20 protein-coding genes are annotated in these 20,212 nt (G+C 62.6%); 15 read left to right on the top strand and 5 right to left on the bottom strand.

Annotated elements, in window-relative coordinates:
- Nucleotides 1-63: 63 nt before the first annotated feature.
- Nucleotides 64-951 (bottom strand): tRNA glutamyl-Q(34) synthetase GluQRS, encoded by an 888-nt coding sequence (gene gluQRS / locus RR51_RS26560; RefSeq protein WP_161795766.1) that lies wholly within the window; start codon nt 949-951, stop codon nt 64-66.
- A gap of 65 nt (nt 952-1,016) precedes the next feature.
- Complete coding sequence (gene dksA / locus RR51_RS26555; RefSeq protein ID WP_003259209.1) at nt 1,017-1,460, bottom strand: RNA polymerase-binding protein DksA; 444 nt, start codon at nt 1,458-1,460, stop codon at nt 1,017-1,019.
- Between the two features lie 210 nt (nt 1,461-1,670).
- Between dksA and RR51_RS26550 the strand changes: the two genes are divergently transcribed.
- Both RR51_RS26550 and sfsA read left to right on the top strand, forming a co-directional pair.
- The gene (locus RR51_RS26550) at nt 1,671-2,843 is read left to right on the top strand and encodes a pyridoxal phosphate-dependent aminotransferase (RefSeq protein ID WP_039615241.1); all 1,173 of its coding nucleotides are present in this window, start codon (nt 1,671-1,673) and stop codon (nt 2,841-2,843) included.
- Complete coding sequence (gene sfsA, locus RR51_RS26545; protein WP_013974266.1) at nt 2,843-3,556, top strand: DNA/RNA nuclease SfsA; 714 nt, start codon at nt 2,843-2,845, stop codon at nt 3,554-3,556. Before RR51_RS26550 ends, sfsA begins: the two co-directional genes overlap by 1 nt.
- Here sfsA and RR51_RS26540 read toward each other — a convergent pair.
- Nucleotides 3,546-3,863 (bottom strand): Rieske (2Fe-2S) protein, encoded by a 318-nt coding sequence (locus RR51_RS26540; RefSeq protein ID WP_015271842.1) that lies wholly within the window; start codon nt 3,861-3,863, stop codon nt 3,546-3,548. The genes sfsA and RR51_RS26540 overlap by 11 nt on opposite strands.
- 148 nt (nt 3,864-4,011) lie before the next feature.
- Here RR51_RS26540 and RR51_RS26535 point away from each other — a divergent pair, with 148 nt between their 5' ends.
- The 4 genes from RR51_RS26535 to RR51_RS26520 are packed head-to-tail and all read left to right on the top strand — an operon-like array spanning nt 4,012 to nt 7,632.
- Nucleotides 4,012-4,896 carry a heme/hemin ABC transporter substrate-binding protein gene (locus tag RR51_RS26535; protein WP_039615240.1) on the top strand — a complete coding sequence of 295 codons (885 nt, stop codon included), beginning with the start codon at nt 4,012-4,014 and terminating at the stop codon, nt 4,894-4,896.
- Nucleotides 4,897-4,946: 50 nt separating this feature from the next.
- Nucleotides 4,947-5,930, top strand: coding sequence for a FecCD family ABC transporter permease (locus tag RR51_RS26530; RefSeq protein ID WP_161795765.1), 984 nt, complete (start codon nt 4,947-4,949; stop codon nt 5,928-5,930).
- Nucleotides 5,930-6,697 carry a heme ABC transporter ATP-binding protein gene (locus RR51_RS26525; RefSeq protein ID WP_039615238.1) on the top strand — a complete coding sequence of 256 codons (768 nt, stop codon included), beginning with the start codon at nt 5,930-5,932 and terminating at the stop codon, nt 6,695-6,697. The genes RR51_RS26530 and RR51_RS26525 overlap by 1 nt, the downstream gene beginning before the upstream one ends.
- A gap of 53 nt (nt 6,698-6,750) precedes the next feature.
- Nucleotides 6,751-7,632, top strand: coding sequence for a ChaN family lipoprotein (locus RR51_RS26520; RefSeq protein WP_039615237.1), 882 nt, complete (start codon nt 6,751-6,753; stop codon nt 7,630-7,632).
- A gap of 178 nt (nt 7,633-7,810) precedes the next feature.
- Here RR51_RS26520 and RR51_RS26515 read toward each other — a convergent pair whose 3' ends face one another.
- Together RR51_RS26515 and RR51_RS26510 are read right to left on the bottom strand one after the other, a co-directional pair.
- Nucleotides 7,811-8,089 (bottom strand): TfoX/Sxy family protein, encoded by a 279-nt coding sequence (locus RR51_RS26515; RefSeq protein WP_013974260.1) that lies wholly within the window; start codon nt 8,087-8,089, stop codon nt 7,811-7,813.
- 240 nt (nt 8,090-8,329) lie between these two features.
- The gene (locus RR51_RS26510) at nt 8,330-9,892 is read right to left on the bottom strand and encodes a bifunctional aminoglycoside phosphotransferase/ATP-binding protein (RefSeq protein WP_039615236.1); all 1,563 of its coding nucleotides are present in this window, start codon (nt 9,890-9,892) and stop codon (nt 8,330-8,332) included.
- 116 nt (nt 9,893-10,008) lie between these two features.
- Here RR51_RS26510 and mrcB point away from each other — a divergent pair, with 116 nt between their 5' ends.
- From mrcB to msrQ, 9 genes are all read left to right on the top strand, one after another.
- A complete protein-coding gene (gene mrcB / locus RR51_RS26505) occupies nt 10,009-12,330 on the top strand; it encodes a penicillin-binding protein 1B (RefSeq protein WP_023661650.1) in 2,322 nt (773 codons plus the stop codon).
- A 15-nt stretch (nt 12,331-12,345) separates the two neighbouring features.
- Nucleotides 12,346-13,164, top strand: a complete 819-nt coding sequence (locus tag RR51_RS26500) for a tetratricopeptide repeat protein (protein WP_039615235.1) — start codon at nt 12,346-12,348, stop codon at nt 13,162-13,164.
- The gene (locus tag RR51_RS26495; RefSeq protein ID WP_031324603.1) at nt 13,164-13,496 is read left to right on the top strand and encodes a YqcC family protein; all 333 of its coding nucleotides are present in this window, start codon (nt 13,164-13,166) and stop codon (nt 13,494-13,496) included. The genes RR51_RS26500 and RR51_RS26495 overlap by 1 nt, the downstream gene beginning before the upstream one ends.
- Nucleotides 13,497-13,904: 408 nt before the next feature.
- Nucleotides 13,905-15,629, top strand: coding sequence for an acetolactate synthase 3 large subunit (locus RR51_RS26490; protein ID WP_015271834.1), 1,725 nt, complete (start codon nt 13,905-13,907; stop codon nt 15,627-15,629).
- A gap of 1 nt (nt 15,630) precedes the next feature.
- A complete protein-coding gene (ilvN, locus tag RR51_RS26485; RefSeq protein WP_003250040.1) occupies nt 15,631-16,122 on the top strand; it encodes an acetolactate synthase small subunit in 492 nt (163 codons plus the stop codon).
- A 55-nt stretch (nt 16,123-16,177) separates the two neighbouring features.
- Nucleotides 16,178-17,194, top strand: a complete 1,017-nt coding sequence (gene ilvC, locus RR51_RS26480; protein ID WP_013974255.1) for a ketol-acid reductoisomerase — start codon at nt 16,178-16,180, stop codon at nt 17,192-17,194.
- Between the two features lie 150 nt (nt 17,195-17,344).
- Nucleotides 17,345-18,196 carry a CDP-diacylglycerol--serine O-phosphatidyltransferase gene (gene pssA, locus RR51_RS26475; protein ID WP_009685387.1) on the top strand — a complete coding sequence of 284 codons (852 nt, stop codon included), beginning with the start codon at nt 17,345-17,347 and terminating at the stop codon, nt 18,194-18,196.
- A 79-nt stretch (nt 18,197-18,275) separates the two neighbouring features.
- The gene (gene msrP, locus RR51_RS26470) at nt 18,276-19,289 is read left to right on the top strand and encodes a protein-methionine-sulfoxide reductase catalytic subunit MsrP (RefSeq protein ID WP_039615234.1); all 1,014 of its coding nucleotides are present in this window, start codon (nt 18,276-18,278) and stop codon (nt 19,287-19,289) included.
- Nucleotides 19,289-19,900, top strand: coding sequence for a protein-methionine-sulfoxide reductase heme-binding subunit MsrQ (gene msrQ / locus RR51_RS26465; protein ID WP_039615233.1), 612 nt, complete (start codon nt 19,289-19,291; stop codon nt 19,898-19,900). Before msrP ends, msrQ begins: the two co-directional genes overlap by 1 nt.
- Nucleotides 19,901-20,212 lie beyond the last annotated feature (312 nt).

Genomic DNA, 20,212 nt, shown 5'->3' with positions numbered 1-20,212 from the left:
TTTCCTCAGGTGTGGTGAGGGCCCTGTGGGAGCGGGTTTACCCGCGAAAGGGCCGGGCCTGCCTCAGCGCAAATCAGCCTCTGGCACCGTGGTCCGCTGTGCAATCGCCTCGGGCCGCCACTGTTTGCGAGCTACCGCCAATACCTCCGCCGGCGTTGCCAGCAACAACTCGGGGTCTGCTTCCTGCCCCAGCGCCCGCAACGCCCGCAGCAACAGCGGTGTCGCCTGGTCCGCCTGCAGCGGCGGCGAGCGGTACGACTTGCCCAGCTTGTGCCCGTCCGGCTGCACGATCAGCGGAATATGCAGGTAACGCGGCTGCGAGAAGCCCAGCAACTCTTGCAGGTACAGCTGGCGCGGGGTGTTGTCGAGCAGGTCGGCGCCACGCACGATGTCGGTAACACCTTGCCAGGCATCGTCCAGTACCACCGCCAGTTGGTAGGCATACAGCCCGTCGCGGCGCTGGATGACGAAATCGCCCACTTCACGCCCCAGGTGCTGCTGGAACTCGCCCTGTACGCGGTCGGTAAAACGGTAGATCAGCTCTGGCACGCGCAGGCGGATCGCTGCGCCATCCCTAGCATGCCCGGCATTGCGGCAAAGGCCCGGGTAGATACCGTTGTAACCCTCAAGCTGCTTGCGCGAGCAGGTGCAGGCGTAGGCCAGGCCCATGTTGAACAGGCGGTCGACTACCGCGGCATAGGCATCGTGCCGCTGGCTCTGGAACACCACTTCGCCGTCCCACTCCAGGCCGTAGCGCTCCAGGGTCTGCAGGATCGCATCGCGAGCACCGGGCATTTCCCGAGGCGGGTCGGTGTCTTCCATGCGCAGCAGCCAGCGGCCGTTCACGGCGCGGGCATCGAGCCAGGAGGCGAGGGCGGCGACCAGCGAGCCGAAGTGCAGGAAGCCGCTGGGGGTGGGGGCGAAACGCCCGATGTAGCTTGAGTGGGTCATGGTCAGGCTGGGCATATAAAATGAAACGGGGCGCATGATGCGCCCCGTTCAGGTGGAAAGAAAGATCAGCCTTTGCCGACCGTCTTTTCCTTTTTCTCGGCGATTTCCTTGCAGTCGAAGCACAGGTCGGCGGTAGGGCGGGCCTCCAGGCGACGCAGGCCGATCTCGATGCCGCACGATTCGCACCAGCCGTACTCGTCGGCCTTGATCTTGTCGAGGGTCTTGTCGATTTTCTTGATCAGCTTGCGCTCGCGATCGCGGTTGCGCAGCTCCAGGGCGAATTCTTCTTCCTGACTGGCACGGTCGGCCGGGTCGGGGAAGTTGGCTGCCTCGTCCTTCATGTGGTCCACAGTGCGGTCCACACTGGTCATCAGCTCTTGCTTCCAGGCGCCGAGAAGCTTGGTGAAGTGCTTCTTCATGGGCTCGCCCATGTACTCTTCACCTTTGGATTCTACGTAGGGCTCGACACCGTACATGGTCTGGGCTTTTTGCTTTTCTACGGTGGACATGAATAGACCGCCTCTCACTCATCTGATCCAATGCGCAGGCTGCTCCATCTCCGGCACCCGCCGGCCCTGCGACTGCGAGCCGCCGAACTTACCAGATAGATCGGGGGTGCGCTACCCCGCCCGATCCTGGTAATTGACAGCGGCCTGAGCCGCACGTTCGGTGGCGTGCAGAGGTAGAATCTCTAGTTTAGACCCAATTGAGAGAAGGTCATGGCCCACCCCTACAGTGCGCGCAGCCGCGCCATCGAACCCTTCCACGTCATGGCGCTGCTGGCCCGGGCCAACGAGCTGCAGGCGGCCGGACACGACGTGATCCACCTGGAAATCGGCGAGCCGGACTTCACCACGGCCGCGCCCATCGTTGCCGCCGGCCAGGCAGCATTGGCCGCCGGGCACACCCGCTACACCGCCGCACGCGGCCTGCCGGCACTGCGCGAAGCCATTGCCGGGTTCTATGGCCAGCGTTACGGCCTGAGTGTCGACCCTGAACGCATCCTCATCACCCCGGGGGGCTCCGGTGCGCTGCTGCTGGCCAGCAGTCTGCTGGTCGACCCAGGCAAACATTGGCTGCTGGCCGACCCAGGCTACCCGTGCAACCGCCACTTCCTGCGCCTGGTCGAGGGCGGGGCGCAGCTTGTGCCGGTGGGCCCGGACGTGAATTACCAGCTGACTGCCGACCTTGTCGACCGCTACTGGGACAAGGACACGGTCGGAGCCCTGGTCGCCTCGCCGGCCAACCCGACCGGTACCGTGCTGGGGCGTGACGATCTGGCCAGCCTGTCCCGCGCCACTCGTGAACGGCACGGCCATCTGGTTGTGGACGAGATTTACCACGGGCTGACCTATGGCATGGACGCGCCCAGCGTGCTGGAAGTGGACGACTCGGCATTCGTCCTGAATAGTTTTTCCAAGTATTTCGGCATGACCGGTTGGCGCCTCGGCTGGCTGGTAGCGCCTCATGGCGCGGTGGCCGACCTGGAGAAGCTGGCACAAAACCTGTACATCAGTGCGCCAAGCATGGCCCAACATGCCGCGCTGGCGTGTTTCCAGCCCGAAACCCTGGCCATTTTCGAGGAGCGCCGCGCCGAGTTCGCCCGCCGCCGCGACTACCTGTTGCCTGCCCTGCGCGAACTGGGCTTCCGCATTGCCGTCGAGCCGCAGGGGGCGTTCTACCTGTATGCCGACATCAGTGCCTTTGGCGGTGACGCGTTCGCCTTCTGCCGGCACTTCCTGGAGACCGAGCACCTGGCCTTCACCCCGGGCCTGGACTTCGGCCGTCACCTGGCCGGCCACCATGTGCGCTTTGCCTACACCCAGAGCCTGCCGCGCCTGGAAGAGGCGGTGCAGCGGATTGCCCGCGGCCTGCGGAGCTGGCAAGGCTGATGCAGTTCCATCCCCCACTCGAACAGGGCCGCCTGCTGCGCCGCTACAAACGCTTTCTGGCGGATATCGAACTGCCCGGCGGCGAACAACTGACCATCCACTGCCCCAACACCGGCTCCATGCTCAACTGCATGCGTGAAGGCGGGCAGGTGTGGTTCAGCCGCTCCAATGACCCCAAGCGCAAGCTCCCGGGCACTTGGGAAATCAGCGAAACCCCGCAGGGGCGGCTGGCCTGTGTGAATACCGGGCGGGCCAATGCGCTGGTCGAAGAGGCCCTGCGTGCCGGCATCATCGCCGAACTGGCCGGCTTCAGTGCGCTAAGGCGTGAGGTGGCCTACGGCGAGGAAGGCAGCCGCATCGACTTTCGCCTGGAGTTCGACGGTGCCCCGGCCTATGTCGAGGTGAAGAGCGTGACCCTGGGCTACCCAGCCAGCACGGTCGCGGCCTTTCCTGATGCGGTGACCCAGCGCGGCGCCAAGCACCTGCGAGAGCTGGCGAAGTTGGCCAGGCAAGGCGTGCGGGCTGTGCAGCTGTATTGTGTGAACCTGACCGGTATCGACGCGGTGCGCCCGGCCGAGGAGATCGATGCGGCTTATGCCCAGGCCCTGCGCGCGGCAGTTTCAGATGGCGTGGAGGTGCTGGCCTACGGCGCACGCCTGGACTCCGAAGGCATTGTCATCGACCGCCGCCTGCCGGTGCTGCTTACCCCTTGAGCCAGATGCCCTGGCTGTCCTCGTGGCAGCCCAGGGCCTGCAGTTGCTCGCCCTCGCACGGCCCGGCCACGCATTCTCCACTTTCGATCAGGAACAGCGCGCCATGATGGGCGCAGTGAATCAGGCTGGCGCTGTCATCGAGAAACGCATCTTCCACCCAGTTCAGCGGGATACCGCGGTGCGGGCAACGGTTGCGGTAGAGGTACACCTGGCCCTGGCGGCGCACGCCGAACAGTTCGATGCCGTCTACGCTGAAGGCTCGGCTATGGCCTTCGGCCAGGCCGTGGGAGGTACAAAGGAAGTGCATGGCAAGGACGACTCGTGGAACAAGTGATGGCTTGACGCTTCAATGCGAATAATTATCAAATTGTCCATATTCGCTGCGCCCGGCTGCCTATGGTGCGCAGTTCCGTCGCTCGCCACAAGGCGCGCGGCTCGCCTGCAGAAGGAACCCGATGATGCGCCGTCCTGTCGCCTTGCTCGCTCTGTGCGCGAGCGTTGTGCTGTCCACCCAGGCCCTCGCGGCCGAGCTGCCGCAGCGTTGGGTCAGCGCTGGTGGCGCACTGAGCGAATGGATCAGCGCACTTGGCGGTGAAGCGCGCTTGGTGGGTGTGGACACCACCAGCCAGCACCCGCAATCGCTGAAGTCACTGCCTAGCGTCGGCTACCAGCGGCAGTTGTCTGCGGAAGGCATTCTCAGCCTGCGCCCGGATGTGCTGGTGGGCACCGAAGAAATGGGGCCGCCACCGGTACTGGCGCAAATCCGCAAGGCTGGCGTGCGGGTCGAACTGTTCTCCAGCAAAGCCGAGGTGGCGGCGGTGGATGAAAACCTCAAGCATCTGGGGCAATTGCTGGGCGCAGAAGAGCAGGCCGCGGTCTTGGCGTCGGGTTACCACCAGCAGCTCGATGCCTTGCAGGCCAGGGTCAGGCAGGCCCAGGCCGGGCAGAAGGCGCCAGGAGTGTTGCTGCTGGTCGGGCATGCGGGTGCCAAGCCGCTGATCGCCGGGCAGGGTACCGCCGGCGACTGGCTGCTGAGCCAGGCAGGCGGGCGCAACTTGGCAGAACATCAGGGCTACAAGAATTTCTCCAGCGAAGCACTGGCTGCGCTGGACCCGGATGTGATCGTGTTTTCCGACCGGGCGCTGGCCGATGACCAAGCCTTGAAGGCGTTGCTGAAAGAAAACCCCGCGCTGGCGACCTCGCGCGCCGTGCGAGAGAAACGCCTGGTATCGCTTGACCCGACACTGTTGGTCGGCGGGCTCGGGCCACGCCTGCCGGCAACACTTCGGTTGCTTGCGGCTACCTTCTATCCGGCCGCCAAGATCAGCCTCTACCAATGAAACAACGGGTCCAGCCACGCACACTGTTCGTTTGCCTGGGCCTGTTGTGCCTGTTGGCGGTGTGGTTGTCTTTGGCCTTGGGGCCGGTCAGCCTGCCGTTGTTCGATACCCTGCGTGCCGGCTTGCGCCTGCTGGGGTTGCCCATTGCCGCTGACGGCCTGCAGCAGGCCGAGATGATCCTCGGCCAGATCCGCCTGCCGCGCACCTTGCTGGGGTTGGCGGTGGGCGCGGTGCTGGCGCTGTCTGGTGTGGCCATGCAGGGGCTGTTCCGTAACCCTCTGGCCGACCCCGGGCTGGTAGGGGTTGCCGCCGGAGCAGCGGTGGGCGCGGCGGTGGCCATCGTTGGCGGCAGTTGGCTGGGCGGCATGCCGGATGTGCTTGCCCCTTACCTGTTGTCGCTGTGCGCTTTCATCGGCGGGCTGGGCGTGACTGCGCTGGTTTATCGTCTGGGGCGACGCGACGGCCAGACCAACGTCGCCACGATGCTGCTGGCCGGTGTGGCCATGACCGCGCTGGGCGGTGCTGCCGTGGGGTTGTTCTCCTACCTGGCCGACGACGCCACGCTGCGCACGCTGACCTTCTGGAACCTGGGCAGCCTCAATGGTGCCAGTTACCAGCGGCTGTGGCCTTTGCTGCTGGTGGCGGCGGGCGTGGCAGTGTGGCTGCCACGTCGGGCCATGGCGTTGAATGCCATGCTGCTTGGTGAATCGGAGGCGCGTCACCTGGGCATTGACGTGGAGCGGCTCAAGCGCGAGCTGGTGTTCTGCACGGCGCTGGGCGTGGGTGCGGCGGTGGCGGCAGCAGGGCTGATCGGTTTCATCGGCCTGGTGGTGCCGCACCTGGTGCGCCTGCTGGCCGGGCCTGATCACCGTGTGGTGCTGCCAGCTTCCTTGTTGGCTGGCGGTGTGCTGATGCTGTTCGCCGATTTGGCGGCGCGGCTGCTGCTGGCGCCTGCCGAGCTGCCGATCGGCATCGTCACGGCCTTTATCGGCGCACCGTTCTTCCTGTTCCTGCTGATACGAGGGCGCAGTTGATGTTGCAAGCCGAGGGGCTGTACTTGCGGCGGGGCAGCAACGAAGTGCTGCATGACATCCATCTGCAGCTGAGCCAGGGGCAGGTGGTGGGCGTGCTCGGCCCCAACGGTGCCGGCAAGAGCAGCCTGCTAGGAGTACTGTGTGGTGAGCTGGCGCCCGATCACGGGCGGGTGACGCTACAGGGCAGGCCACTGGCGGACTGGGCAGGGCAGGAACGGGCCAGGCGCCTGGCGGTGTTGCCGCAGGTGTCCAGCCTGGGGTTCTCGTTCCGGGTCGAGGAAGTGGTGGGCATGGGGCGCATGCCCCATGGCACCGGGCAGCGGCGCGATGCTGAAATCGTCGAAGCGGCCTTGCGGGCAGCGGATGCCTGGCACCTGGTGGAGCGCAGTTACCTGGCGTTGTCTGGCGGCGAGCGGCAAAGAGTGCACCTGGCTCGGGTGCTGGCGCAGCTGTGGCCGGGCGAGGCGGGTACAACGCTGCTGCTGGACGAGCCAACCTCGATGCTCGACCCGTTGCACCAGCACACCACCCTCGAAGCCGTGCGCCGCTTTGCCGACCGTGGCGCCGCGGTGCTGGTGATCCTGCATGACCTGAACCTGGCGGCGCGCTACTGTGATCGTATCCTGCTGCTGGAGCAGGGGCGCTGCCATGCCTTTGCCGCACCCGACGCAGTGCTGACGCCGGCGGCGTTGAAGGCGGTATACGGGATCGACGTACTGGTACAGGCGCACCCGGAGCGTGGGCATCCGCTGATCATCACTCGCTAACGCTGGCGCGCTCCTACAAGGGCTCGTGCAGGCCATAAATGGAGGTACTGCCCATGCGACATCCGCTGCTGTCCGCTTTCTCGCTGTGCCTGGTGCTGGTACTGGGTGGCTGCCAGGCCAGCCTGCCGCCCCTGCCCGCCTGGCAGAGCAGTGAGGGGCGCAGCCATGCCGAGCTGGGGCATATCGTCGATCTTGCCAATGGCCAGCTGATCAGCCCTGAGCAACTGGTGCAGCACCTGTCTGCCGCCCCCCGGGTGCTTGTCGGCGAGAAACACGACAACCCCGACCATCACGCACTGCAGCTGTGGCTGCTGCGCGCCCTGCAAGGCCAACGTGTGCAGGGCAGCCTGCTGCTGGAAATGCTGCAACCCGAGCAGCAACCGCTGCTGGACGAGCTCGCGGGGCAACCTTTGCCGGCAGACCTGCCCAAGGCCCTGGCCTGGCAGGACGGCTGGGATTGGCAGCTGTACGGGCCAATCGTGACCGAGGCTTTGCAGCAGCGGGTGCCTGTGCTGGCCGCCAACCTCTCGCCCGGCGAGATGCGCCAGGCCTATCGTCAGCCGGCTTTGTTACCGGGCGAACGCTCCAATGCGCCGACGGTCAAGGCCGCCTTGCTGGAGCATGTGCGTGCCGGGCATTGCGGGATGCTGCCAGAAAGCCAGTTGCCGGCGATGCTGGCCGTGCAGCAGCAGCGCGACCGGCGCATGGCCGAGCGCTTGCTGGCGGCGCCGCAGCCAGCACTGCTGCTGGCCGGGGCCTATCACGTGCGCAAGGACCTGGGTGTACCGTTGCACTTGGCTGACCTGCAAGCGCAGGGGGAGAGCAAGGTGCTACTGCTAGCCGAGGTTGGTGAGCAGGTCGAGGCAGGCGAGGCTGATTTTGTGTGGTACACGGCAGCGATGCCGGAGCAGGACTATTGCGCGCAACTGCGGTGACGGGGCTGTAAAAGGCAAAAAAAGACCCGGCAAATTGCCGGGTCAATAACCGTGATTAGCCTGATGAGGAGATAATCTGAGAGTCCGAACCAGGGGCTCTTAGCTTATCCAACCAGTCTCGCGACCAGTTGTGATAATCATAACTATTCTCATTTCGATGTCAATCCCTTTCCCGAGATTATTTCTGATTTTTTTGCGCAGGGCTTTTCGCATCCAGTTGTTGGTTGAGCGCTTCTTTGCGCTCCAGCGGCAAATCGTTCCAGTGCATGTCCAGCAGGGCGCCCTCAATGGCATACAACAGCACCTTCGATGCGCGGAACCCTCGTGTCTTCACGGCCTGGTACGCACCTACCGCGCCCAGGCGGCGCAGATCCGATGCACTGTGGATGCCGGCTGCATGCAGCCACTGCGCAGAGGTCTTGCCAAGGTTCTTCAGATGCTGCAATTCATCGTTCATCGAGCCTCCTTGCGATGGCTGAACGGGGATTGGGGGATAAATCGCGAGCAGGTCAGAGAGGAGTGTAGCGGGGGATGGGAAATGCGCGGCCTTTTGCCATAGGGGGCGACGAGATGTCCTGTGCCGGCCTATTCGCGGGTAAACCCGCTCCCACAAGGTTATCTGCAAGCCTCACGACTGAGGCAGTACCTGTGGGAGCGGGTTCACCCGCGAATAGGCCGGCCCAGGAAAACGCTGAACTTACAGCCCAGGCAAGCGCTGGCGAATCTGCTCGATCACCTGGTCCATGCTCCCGGCGCTCTGGGTATCGACGCGGGTGCTCTGCACCAGCTCCTGTGCATCCAGTGGCTCACGACTGGCCTGCTGGGCTTTGACCACTTCCAGGGTGGCATCCGACGGGTCGGTATTTTCTGCCTGGCGCTGCTCCAGCCAGCTGGCGATGACCGCATCCGGCGCATGGCAGTCGAGGATCAGGAACGGCACGCCCGTCTGGCTGGCGATGTCCGCTGCGGCCTGGCGCTGATCACGTTTGAGGTAGGTGGCATCCAGCACCACCGGGAAGCCGGCCCGCAGTACGGTCGCTGCCACCTCGTGCAGGCGCTGGTAGGTCGCGACACTGGCGTCCTGATCATAGATGCCGGTACTCAGCTGGCCAGCCTCAGCCTGCTGCTGTTCACCGAACAGGCGCTTGCGCTCCACATCCGAACGCACGCGGACGGCGCCAAGGGCTTCGACCATGCGCATGGCCACGTGGCTTTTGCCCACAGCCGAAACACCGTGGGTAATGGCCAGCAGGCGCGACGGGATGGCGCTGTAGCTTTCTGCCAGGTTGGCATAGTTGCGGTAGGTGCGAAGAGTGGTGGCGCGCTGCACGCCATCGGCATCGGCTGGCATGCTGAACAGTGCAACCTTGGCCCGCACCAGCGCGCGGTAGGCTTTGTAGAAGTTGAGCAGTTCCAGGCCTTCGTAGTCGCCGGTCAGTTCCAGGTACTGGCTGATGAAGCGGCGGGCCAGGCATTTCAGGCCGCGGTCTTCCAGGTCCATGGCCAGGAAGCCGGTATCGGCGTACACATCGGTCAGGCGGAACGGTTCGTTGAACTCGATGCAGTCGAAGATCACCACCTTGCCGTCGATCAGGGTGGCGTTGCCCAGGTGGATGTCACCGTGGCACTCACGGATGAAACCATTGGCCTTGCGCTTTTCCAGCAGGCCATGCAGGCGCTCGAAGCTGCTGCGTGCCCAAGCCTGCAGGGCGTCGAGTTGCTGCAGGTCGGCCTTGTCGCTGAGGAACGGGCGAATCTGCTCGAAGTTCTGCTCCACAGGTGCCATCACGCTGTCCGGCGTGCCCAGTGGGTGCTCCACCGGCACGCGTGGGGCCTGCAGGTGGAACTCGGCGATCTGCCGGGCCATCTGGTCGATGTGCGCGGCGTTCAGTTCGCCATTGGCCTGCAGGGTGTTGAGCATCTGCCCCTGCGGGAACTGACGCATCTTCAGCACGTACTCGATGGCTTCACCTTCACCACCGATCTGCGGCGCGTCGGCGCTACCGGTGATCGGCAACACTTCAAGGTACAGGCCGTCGGTCAGGCGCTGGTTCAGGCGCAATTCTTCGTTACAGAAATGCTGGCGCTGGTCCAGGCCGGTGAAGTCGAGGAAGCCGAAGTTCATCGGCTTCTTGATCTTGTAGGCATACTCGCCGGTGAGCAGGACCCAGGAGATATGCGTCTCGATGAGCTGGAACCCATCCACGGGGTGAGGGTACAGGGCTGGGTTCTGCAACGCAGTGATAAGGGCTTGGCTCACGGGAAATCCTTCCGGGGGCAGGGAATTCGAATGCGCCATTATGGTCAATGGTGCCGCCCCTGCCTACCGCCGTGGGCGTCTGCCCAGCCTTTATAAAGTGCGTATAATCCGCCGCCATGACCCGAACTCGAAATCCCCGTACCCCTCAGAAACGCCCGACCGGCCGCTCCCGCGCCTGGCTGGGCTGGGCTTTGAAGCTCAGCCTGGTCGGCCTGGTGATAGTCGCCGGCTTCGCGGTTTACCTCGATGCCGTTGTCCAGGAAAAGTTTTCCGGCAAGCGCTGGACCATCCCGGCCAAGGTGTACGCCCGGCCGCTGGAGCTGTTCACCGGCCAGAAACTGAGCAAGAACGACTTCCTCACGGAGCTGGACGCGCTCGGCTACCGGCGTGAAAGCGCGGCCAACGGCCCGGGAGCGGCGGCAGTCAACGGCAATACCGTCGAGCTCAATACTCGTGGTTTCCAGTTCTACGAGGGCATGGAGCCGGCGCAATTCGTGCGTGTGCGCTTCTCCGGCGATTACGTGGCGGGCCTTTCCGGCGCCAACGGCAAGACGCTCGACGTAGTGCGCCTGGAGCCGCTGATGATCGGCGGCATCTACCCGAAAAACCTCGAAGACCGCATCCTGATCAAGATCGACCAGGTACCGCCGTACCTGCTCGAAACCCTGGTGGCGACGGAAGACCGCGATTTCTACAGCCACTTCGGGGTGTCGCCCAAGTCCATCGCCCGAGCCATGTGGGTCAATACCTCGGCAGGTTCCATGCGCCAGGGTGGCAGCACCCTGACCCAGCAGTTGGTGAAGAACTTCTACCTCACCAGCGAGCGCAGCCTCAGCCGCAAGCTGACCGAGGCGATGATGGCCGTATTGCTGGAGCTGCACTACGACAAGCGCGAGATCCTCGAGGCCTACCTCAACGAGGTGTTCGTCGGCCAGGATGGTCAGCGTGCGGTGCACGGCTTCGGCCTCGCCAGCCAGTTCTTCTTCAGCCAACCGCTGTCTGAGCTGAAGTTGCACCAGATCGCTTTGCTGGTGGGCATGGTCAAGGGGCCGTCCTACTACAACCCGCGTCGCTATCCGGACCGCGCCCTGGCCCGCCGCAACCTGGTGCTCGACCTGGTGGCCGAGCAGGGCGTGGCCAGCCAGGCAGAAGTCGATGCAGCGAAGAAGATGCCGCTGGGCGTGACCAAGCGCGGCAGCCTGGCAGACAGCTCGTTCCCGGCCTTCCTCGACCTGGTCAAGCGTCAGCTGCGCCAGGACTACCGCGATGAAGACTTGACCGAAGAAGGCCTGCGCATCTTCACCAGCTTCGACCCGATCCTGCAGATGAAGGCCGAAACCTCGATGAGCGAGACCTTCAAGCGCCTCGCGGGGCGCAAGGGGGCGGACGAGGTTGAGTCGGCGATGGTCGTGACCAATCCGGAAACCGGTGAGGTGCAGGCGCTGATCGGCAGCCGCCAGGCCGGCTTCGCCGGCTTCAACCGCGCCATTGATGCCGTGCGGCCGATCGGTTCGCTGGTCAAGCCAGCGGTGTACCTGACCGCGCTGGAACAACCGACCAAGTACACCTTGACCAGTTGGGTGCAGGACGAGCCGTTCTCGGTCAAAGGTGCCGACGGCCAGGTCTGGCGCCCGCAGAACTACGATCGTCGCCCGCATGGCACCATCTACCTGTACCAGGGGCTGGCCAACTCCTACAACCTGTCGACTGCCAAGATCGGCCTGGAAGTGGGTGTGCCCAACGTGATCAAGACCATTGGCCGGCTGGGAGTGAACGTTGACTGGCCAGCCTTCCCGGCCATGCTGCTGGGTGCCGGCGGCATGTCGCCAATGCAGGTTGCGACGATGTACCAGACCATCGCCAACGGCGGCTTCAATACCCCGATGCGCGGTATCCGCAGCGTGCTCACCGCCGAGGGCGAGCCGCTAAAACGCTACCCGTTCCAGATCCAGCAAACCTTCGATCCGGGGGCCATCTATCTGGTGCAGAACGCCATGCAGCGGGTGATGCGCGAAGGCACCGGCCGCTCGGTGTACAACACTTTGCCGCGTAATCTCACCCTGGCGGGCAAGACCGGCACCAGTAACGATTCGCGCGACAGCTGGTTCTCCGGGTTCAGCCAAGACCTGCTGGCCGTGGTATGGATGGGCCGTGACGATAACGGCAAGACGCCATTTACTGGTGCTACCGGCGCCCTGCAGGTGTGGACCAGCTTCATGAAGAAGGCCGACCCGCTGCCGCTGGACATGCCGCAACCGGACAACGTGGTGCAGGCCTGGATTGACCCGTACAGTGGCCATGGGTCTGATGGCAGCTGTCCGGGAGCGGTGCAGATGCCGTATATTCGCGGGAGTGAACCGCCCGCCGGCGCGACCTGCGGCGGCGAGCAGGATCCAGTTGAATCGGTCATGGACTGGGTCAAGGGCTGGATGAATTAAGCACAGGCTGCATTGATGAGGTGTGACGTGAACAAGTGGCTGTTTCCTGCCGTGACGGCGCTGGCTGTGCTCCAGGGGTGCGCCAGCGTCCCGCGCGGCAATATTCCGGTGGTCGACTCGAGCACCCGGGTGTCCAACAGCGAACGCGTGACGGCCAATCGCTCTGCGGGTGGCTATAACGCGGGTACTGCGCAGGCTCAAACGCTGCCTGAAGACTCCGGCGTGACCGTGATGATCCCGCAGGGCGCTGGCGCTTCGGGCATCCAGACGTTCCCGGCGGCCAATGGCGCGGCGCCAATCAGCACCTCGCCGATTACCCCGGGGCCGATCACCCCAGGCCCAATTACCACTGGGCCGGTCACTTCGGCACCAATGACCACCAATCCCAACCCGATCGCCGACGAACCCTTCGACATCGCGGCGATGAACAGCGCCCCGCAAAGCACCAGCGCGCCAACCGGTATTCCGCGTAGCGGTGCTGCTACCGGTGGCCTGTCGGCCGACGAGCAGCTGGACGGCCCGGTGCTGGCGCTGCTGACCACCGCGAAGACCCAGCAGGGCAGCGGTGACTTCAACGGTGCCGCATCGAGCCTGGAGCGTGCTCAGCGCATTGCCCCGCGCGAGCCACAGGTACTGTACCGTCTGGCCCAGGTACGCCTGTCGCAAGGTGATGCACCGCAGGCCGAGCAGTTGGCGCGTCGTGCCCTGACTTACGCCAACGGCCGCCCGAGCCTGCAGGCCGAGCTGTGGAACACCATCGCCCAGGCCCGCGAGAAGCAGGGTGACAGCGCTGGTGCCGCACTGGCCCGGCAAAAGGCACGGGTCAATTCGTGATGATCGAGCAGCGCATTCTGGATGTTGCCGACCACTTGCTGCTGATCGAACGTGAGCTGCAGGTGCAAGGCTGGTGGGATGACGAGCCGCCAAGCGATGAGGCACTAGCCAGTACGGTGCCTTTCGCAGTCGATACCCTCAGTTTCGAGCAGTGGCTCCAATGGATCTTCCTGCCACGGATGAAGATCATCATCGAGCTGGGCCACCCGCTGCCCAATGCGTCCGGCATCCTGGTAATGGCTGAAACGGTATTTACCGACCGGCCAGAGCAAAGTCGTGAGCTACGCCGCCTGTTGGCAGCATTTGACCAATTGATTGCTCCTTCCGCCTGATTTCTTCAGTTTTTCCTTCAAGGGCCGCAGATTGTGGCCCTTTTTTGTGGAAATCTTATTTATTCTGCTGCTGAAGCGATTTTTAGTGGTGGCAGGAATTCATCTTGGGGAAAAATTGGCAATAATTTTTCTTGACTTGTTGGCGCCGAATCAGAAGAATCCAATCTCCGCTGTAGAGGGACTGCCAGAAGCAGACCCGCTAAGCAGATCATGAGGCGCACACCCGCGCCGACCTGTTACACCCCGCAACGCGTTACCTCGCGCTGGGTGGGAAAACCCCGCAACACTCTGGGGCGCTCCCAATACTTGCTCAGTCAGTGCTGACGTTCGCTCATGCTCTGCTTGGCAGTAAACCTATTAAGACCCGTCCAGTGAGGGCGGTATTCTGGCGTTTTAGAGGTGAACAACGTGGAGCTTTTATCTGGCGCTGAGATGGTCGTCCGCTTCTTGCGTGACGAAGGCGTTAAGCACATCTACGGGTACCCTGGTGGTGCTCTCCTGCATGTTTACGACGCGCTGTTCAAGGAACCGGAAGTCGAGCACATCCTGGTTCGTCATGAGCAGGCAGCTACCCATATGGCGGATGGCTACGCCCGCGCCACCGGCAAGGCCGGCGTGGTGCTGGTAACCTCCGGCCCGGGCGCGACCAATGCCATTACCGGTATTGCCACCGCCTACATGGATTCGATTCCGATGGTCATCCTGTCCGGCCAGGTGCCTAGCACCATGGTGGGTACCGATGCCTTCCAGGAAACCGACATGATCGGTATTTCGCGGCCGATCGTGAAGCACAGCTTCATGATCAAACATGCCAGCGAAATCCCCGAAGTTCTGAAAAAAGCATTCTACCTGGCGCAATCCGGTCGCCCAGGTCCGGTCGTGGTCGACATTCCAAAAGATATGACCAACCCGGCCGAGAAGTTCGAATACGTCTACCCGAAAAAGGTCAAGCTGCGCTCCTATAGCCCAGCGGTACGCGGCCACTCCGGCCAGATCCGCAAGGCTGCCGAGATGCTGCTGGCGGCCAAGCGCCCGATCGTCTATTCCGGTGGCGGCGTGATCCTCGGTGGTGGCTCCGAAGCCCTGACCGAAATCGCCAAGTCGCTCAACCTGCCGGTCACCAATACCCTGATGGGTCTGGGTGGCTTCCCGGGTACCGACCGCCAGTTCCTCGGCATGCTCGGCATGCACGGCAGCTTCACTGCCAACATGGCCATGCACCATGCCGACGTCATCTTCGCCGTCGGTGCCCGTTTTGACGACCGCGTGGTCAACGGCCCGGCCAAGTTCTGCCCGAACGCCAAGATCATCCATATCGACATCGACCCGGCGTCGATCTCCAAGATGATCAAGGCCGACGTGCCGATCGTCGGCCCGGTCGACAGCGTGCTCAGCGAAATGCTCGGCATCCTCAAGGAAATCGGCGAGCAGCCTGACAAGGCGGCGCTGGATGCCTGGTGGAAGCAGATCGACGAATGGCGTGGCAATGGCGAGCTGTTCCCTTACGACAAGGGCGACGGCAATGTCATCAAGCCGCAGAAAGTCATCGAGACCCTGTGCGAAGTGACCAATGGCGATGCCTTCGTCACCTCCGACGTGGGTCAGCACCAAATGTTCGCGGCGCAGTACTACCGCTTCAACAAGCCGAACCGCTGGATCAACTCCGGTGGCCTGGGCACCATGGGCTTCGGCTTCCCGGCGGCGATGGGCGTCAAGCTCAACTTCCCGGACCAGGACGTGGCCTGCGTGACCGGCGAAGGCAGCATCCAGATGAATATCCAGGAGCTGTCCACCTGCATGCAGTACGGGCTGCCGGTGAAGATCGTCAACCTGAACAACGGTGTGTTGGGCATGGTCCGCCAGTGGCAGGACATGGCCTACAACGGTCGTCACTCGCACTCGTACGTCGAGTCGCTGCCTGACTTCATCAAGCTGGCCGAGGCCTATGGCCATGTGGGTATCCGCATCACCAGCCTGAAGGACCTCAAGCCGAAGCTGGAAGAAGCGTTTGCGATGAAGGACCGCCTGGTGTTCATCGACATCGCGGTTGACCGCAGTGAGCACGTCTATCCGATGCAGATCAAGGATGGCTCGATGCGTGACATGTGGCTGAGCAAGACGGAGCGTACCTGATATGCGGCACATCATCTCCCTGCTGCTGGAAAACGAACCAGGTGCGTTGTCCCGCGTGGTCGGCCTGTTCTCCCAGCGTAACTACAACATTGAAAGCCTGACCGTGGCGCCGACCGAAGACCCGACCCTGTCGCGTCTGACGCTGACCACCGTTGGCCATGACGAAGTGATCGAACAGATCACCAAGAACCTGAACAAGCTGGTCGAAGTGGTCAAGCTCGTCGACCTGTCGGAAAGCGCTCACATCGAGCGTGAACTGATGCTGGTCAAGGTCAAGGCCACCGGTGCCCAGCGCGCCGAGATCAAGCGCACCACGGATATCTTCCGTGGCCAGATCGTCGATGTGACTGCCAGCGTGTACACCGTACAGCTGAGCGGCACCAGCGACAAACTGGACAGCTTCATCCAGGCGATCGGCACTGCATCGATTCTCGAAACCGTGCGCAGCGGCGTTACCGGCATTGCCCGTGGCGACAAAGTGCTCAGCATCTGAATTCAAAAATTAGCGATGGCTCCGCAGGGGCCGAGATATAACCAGGGGTATTTTCATGAAAGTTTTCTACGATAAAGACTGCGACCTTTCCATCATCCAGGGTAAGAAAGTCGCCATCATCGGTTACGGTTCCCAGGGCCACGCTCAGGCGTGCAACCTGAAGGACTCCGGTGTAGATGTCACCATCGGTCTGCGTAAAGGTTCGGCCACCGTTGCCAAGGCAGAAGCCCATGGCCTGAAAGTGACCGACGTTGCCTCTGCCGTCGCTGCTGCTGACCTGGTCATGATCCTGACCCCGGACGAGTTCCAGGGCCAGCTCTACAAGCAGGAAATCGAGCCGAACATCAAGAAGGGCGCTACCCTGGCCTTCTCCCACGGCTTCTCGATCCACTACAACCAGGTTGTTCCACGTGCCGACCTCGACGTGATCATGATCGCGCCGAAGGCCCCGGGCCACACCGTTCGCTCCGAGTTCGTCAAGGGCGGCGGTATCCCTGACCTGATCGCCATCTACCAGGACGCCTCCGGCAACGCCAAGAATGTTGCCCTGTCGTACGCTTCGGGCGTAGGCGGCGGCCGTACCGGCATCATCGAAACCACCTTCAAGGACGAGACCGAAACCGACCTGTTCGGTGAGCAGGCTGTTCTGTGCGGCGGTACCGTAGAGCTGGTCAAGGCCGGTTTCGAAACCCTGGTCGAAGCTGGCTACGCGCCGGAAATGGCCTACTTCGAGTGCCTGCACGAGCTGAAGCTGATCGTTGACCTCATGTACGAAGGCGGCATCGCCAACATGAACTACTCGATCTCCAACAACGCCGAGTACGGTGAGTACGTAACCGGTCCGGAAGTCATCAACGAAGAATCCCGCAAGGCCATGCGCAACGCCCTGAAGCGCATCCAGGACGGCGAGTACGCGAAGATGTTCATCTCCGAAGGTGCTACCAACTACCCATCGATGACCGCCAAGCGCCGCAACAACGCCGCTCACGGCATCGAAATCATCGGCGAGCAGCTGCGCTCGATGATGCCGTGGATCTCGGCTAACAAAATCGTCGACAAGACCAAGAACTAAGTATTATCGAAAGATGAAAAACGCGGCTTCGGCCGCGTTTTTTCGTTCTGACAGTCAGCTTCTGGTATAAAGCAGACCAGTGGCCTGCCGTCAGAACCTGTTTTGCAGGCCCGTGTCGAACATTTTCCATCCTGTTGCAAGGTACCCTCCATGAGCGAACGTCCCGAAGAGCCGAACAAGCCCTCCGACGCCGAAAGCCTGCTACCTGTCGATGAGCACGTTGAAGAAGGTCATGACGCCGAAGGGCGCAAGGTGCGCCATCGTGGCATCTACCTGCTGCCCAATCTGTTTACCACCGCCAACCTGTTTGCCGGTTTCTATTCCATCATCAGCTCGATGAGCGCGCAGAGCGCCCTGAGCGCCGGTGACCCCCGCGAGGCGAGCAAGTACTTTGCCTTCGCTGCGATCGCCATCTTCGTGGCCATGGTGCTCGACGGCCTGGATGGCCGTGTCGCGCGCATGACCAACACACAGAGCGCCTTTGGTGCCGAGTACGACTCACTGTCGGACATGGTTGCGTTTGGTGTCGCTCCGGCCTTGCTGGCCTTTGGCTGGGCACTGGGCGACATGGGCAAGGTTGGCTGGATGGTCGCTTTCATCTATGTGGCCGGTGCAGCACTGCGCCTGGCACGCTTCAATACCCAGGTCGGCACCGCCGACAAGCGCTACTTCATCGGCCTTGCCAGTCCTGCTGCTGCGGGGGTGGTCGCGGGTACCGTGTGGGCGTTCAGCGACTACGGCATCCAGGGCTCCAAGCTGTCGTTCCTGGTGGCGCTGCTGGTGGCTGCTGCTGGCATGCTGATGGTCAGCAACATCAAGTACAACAGCTTCAAGGAGCTGGACCTGAAGGGGCGTGTGCCGTTCGTGGCTATCCTGGCCGTGGTGCTGGTGTTTGCCGTAGTGTTCAGCGACCCGCCGCGTATCCTGCTGCTGATCTTCCTTGCCTATGCGGCTTCGGGCCCGATTCAGTTCCTGCTGAAGTCACGCCGTCGCAAAGCGTGACAATCATTTAATGCTGGAATAACCCGCCGGCTCCATAGTCTTACTGGTACATCCGTTATCCAGTGCTGTGGAGCCGCTCATGCTCATCAAGCTTCCCAGGTCTTCCGAGTGCAAGGCGTCGGAGATCACCCCCGAAGGCATCTACCTCTCCCGTCGTACCCTGCTGGGTGGCTCGTTGGCTGGCCTGGCCCTTGGCGCTTTGCCGAGCATGGCGCGCGCAGCTGAAGCCAGCCGTTACGCCGATGTCGAGGCGGGCAGGGCGCCTGGCTGGTTCAATGAAAAGCTCGCAGCTACCCGATGGCAGGCAGTAACGGTCAAGGGTGAGGCAATCACGCCGTTCAAGGATGCTACCCACTACAACAACTTCTACGAGTTCGGGCCCGACAAGGGTGACCCGGCGGCCAATGGCGACAGCCTGAAAACCGAACCGTGGAGCGTTGTGGTCGATGGCGAAGTGAGTAAGCCCGGCCGCTATGCGCTGGAGGACTTCGTCAAACCGTACCAGCTCGAGGAGCGCATCTATCGGCTGCGGTGCGTGGAGGCGTGGTCGATGGTCATTCCGTGGCTGGGCTTCCCGTTGGCGCAGGTGCTCAAGCAGGTCGAACCGACATCCAAGGCGCGTTATGTGCGCTTCGAAACCCTGAAAGACCCGGAGCACATGCCGGGGCAGCGTTCGGGGTTCGCCTTGATCGACTGGCCTTATAGAGAAGGCTTGCGCCTGGATGAGGCAATGCATCCTTTAGCGATCCTGGCGGTCGGGATGTATGGCCGGGAGCTGCCCAACCAGAATGGCGCGCCGTTGCGGCTGGTGGTGCCGTGGAAGTATGGCTTCAAGAGCATCAAGTCGATCGTGCGTATCAGCCTGGTGGCGGAGCAGCCGGGCACCACCTGGGAAGGGCTGGCGCCGGATGAATATGGGTTCTATGCCAATGTTAACCCGACGGTCGACCACCCGCGTTGGAGCCAGGCGCGTGAACGGCGGCTGCCCAGCGGGCTGTTCAGTCCCAATGTGCGGGAAACCCAGATGTTCAATGGCTATGCCGATGAAGTGGCGTCGCTGTATACCGGGCTTGATCTGCGGAAGAACTACTGATGCGTTACCCCTGGTTTCGTCTGGCCATCTTCATCGTGGGATGCCTGTTCCCAGTCTGGTGGTTGTATGAGGCGGCGATGAATCTGCTAGGGCCTGATCCCGGAAAGATCATGATGGACCGGCTTGGACTCGGGGCGCTGACCTTCCTGCTGGTTACCTTGGGCATGACGCCGCTGCAGAAGCTGACGGGATGGTCGGGCTGGATCGTGGTGCGCCGGCAACTGGGGTTGTGGGTGTTTGCCTATATCGTGCTGCACATCCTGGCTTACCTGTTCTTTATCCTTGGGTTGGACTGGGGGCAGTTGGCGGTGGAGTTGCGCAAGCGGCCATACATAATTGTGGGTGCGCTTGGGTTTCTTGGGTTGCTGGCTTTGGCGGTTACCTCGAATCGGTATAGCCAGCGGCGCCTGGGTATGCGTTGGAAGAAGCTGCACCGGTTGGTGTACGTGATACTTGGGTTGGGTTTGCTGCATTTTCTGTGGATCGTGCGCTCGGATTTGCGGGAGTGGGCGATTTATGCGGTTATTGGGGCTGTGTTGATGGTGTTGCGGGTTCCCGCGGTTTCGCGGGTGCTGCCCAGGGTTGGTCGGAGGCAGGGGAGGGTGGTTTGAGAGTGGGGTGGGGCAGCCAGGGGCCTGTCTTGGGATGGTATTGGCTTTGAAATGTGCCCGCCTTAGGTTCTCTGGCGCCTACAAGATCGAGCGCCGCCCGCGCGGCGCTCGATCTCATAGGCGCAGAAGGTGTTGTGGCGAGCACCTGGTAGCCTTGATAAAGTCTTCGCCTGGAACATTTCAAATAAATGAAATTAAAGGTTGACGCCCTCTCGAATCCCCTTATAATGCGCCCCACTTCCAGCGACATCGGAACGACAAACTTCTTGAAATTCAACAAGTTAGGTTGTTCAGAAAGAGTTGAAAGGGCTA

The organism is Pseudomonas sp. C5pp (genome assembly GCF_000814065.1).
GTDB lineage: Bacteria > Pseudomonadota > Gammaproteobacteria > Pseudomonadales > Pseudomonadaceae > Aquipseudomonas > Aquipseudomonas asiatica.
This window is presented reverse-complemented; position numbering and strand designations above follow the sequence as displayed.

Bases quoted from the DNA above. Each gene is read 5' to 3' on its own strand.
- gluQRS (WP_161795766.1), bottom strand. From the start codon at position 951: ATGACCCACTCAAGCTACATCGGGCGTTTCGCCCCCACCCCCAGCGGC.
- dksA (WP_003259209.1), bottom strand. From the start codon at position 1,460: ATGTCCACCGTAGAAAAGCAAAAAGCCCAGACCATGTACGGTGTCGAG.
- RR51_RS26550 (WP_039615241.1), top strand. From the start codon at position 1,671: ATGGCCCACCCCTACAGTGCGCGCAGCCGCGCCATCGAACCCTTCCAC.
- sfsA (WP_013974266.1), top strand. From the start codon at position 2,843: ATGCAGTTCCATCCCCCACTCGAACAGGGCCGCCTGCTGCGCCGCTAC.
- RR51_RS26540 (WP_015271842.1), bottom strand. From the start codon at position 3,863: ATGCACTTCCTTTGTACCTCCCACGGCCTGGCCGAAGGCCATAGCCGA.
- RR51_RS26535 (WP_039615240.1), top strand. From the start codon at position 4,012: ATGATGCGCCGTCCTGTCGCCTTGCTCGCTCTGTGCGCGAGCGTTGTG.
- RR51_RS26525 (WP_039615238.1), top strand. From the start codon at position 5,930: ATGTTGCAAGCCGAGGGGCTGTACTTGCGGCGGGGCAGCAACGAAGTG.
- RR51_RS26520 (WP_039615237.1), top strand. From the start codon at position 6,751: ATGCGACATCCGCTGCTGTCCGCTTTCTCGCTGTGCCTGGTGCTGGTA.
- RR51_RS26515 (WP_013974260.1), bottom strand. From the start codon at position 8,089: ATGAACGATGAATTGCAGCATCTGAAGAACCTTGGCAAGACCTCTGCG.
- mrcB (WP_023661650.1), top strand. From the start codon at position 10,009: ATGACCCGAACTCGAAATCCCCGTACCCCTCAGAAACGCCCGACCGGC.
- RR51_RS26500 (WP_039615235.1), top strand. From the start codon at position 12,346: ATGAGGTGTGACGTGAACAAGTGGCTGTTTCCTGCCGTGACGGCGCTG.
- RR51_RS26495 (WP_031324603.1), top strand. From the start codon at position 13,164: ATGATCGAGCAGCGCATTCTGGATGTTGCCGACCACTTGCTGCTGATC.
- ilvN (WP_003250040.1), top strand. From the start codon at position 15,631: ATGCGGCACATCATCTCCCTGCTGCTGGAAAACGAACCAGGTGCGTTG.
- ilvC (WP_013974255.1), top strand. From the start codon at position 16,178: ATGAAAGTTTTCTACGATAAAGACTGCGACCTTTCCATCATCCAGGGT.
- pssA (WP_009685387.1), top strand. From the start codon at position 17,345: ATGAGCGAACGTCCCGAAGAGCCGAACAAGCCCTCCGACGCCGAAAGC.
- msrP (WP_039615234.1), top strand. From the start codon at position 18,276: ATGCTCATCAAGCTTCCCAGGTCTTCCGAGTGCAAGGCGTCGGAGATC.
- msrQ (WP_039615233.1), top strand. From the start codon at position 19,289: ATGCGTTACCCCTGGTTTCGTCTGGCCATCTTCATCGTGGGATGCCTG.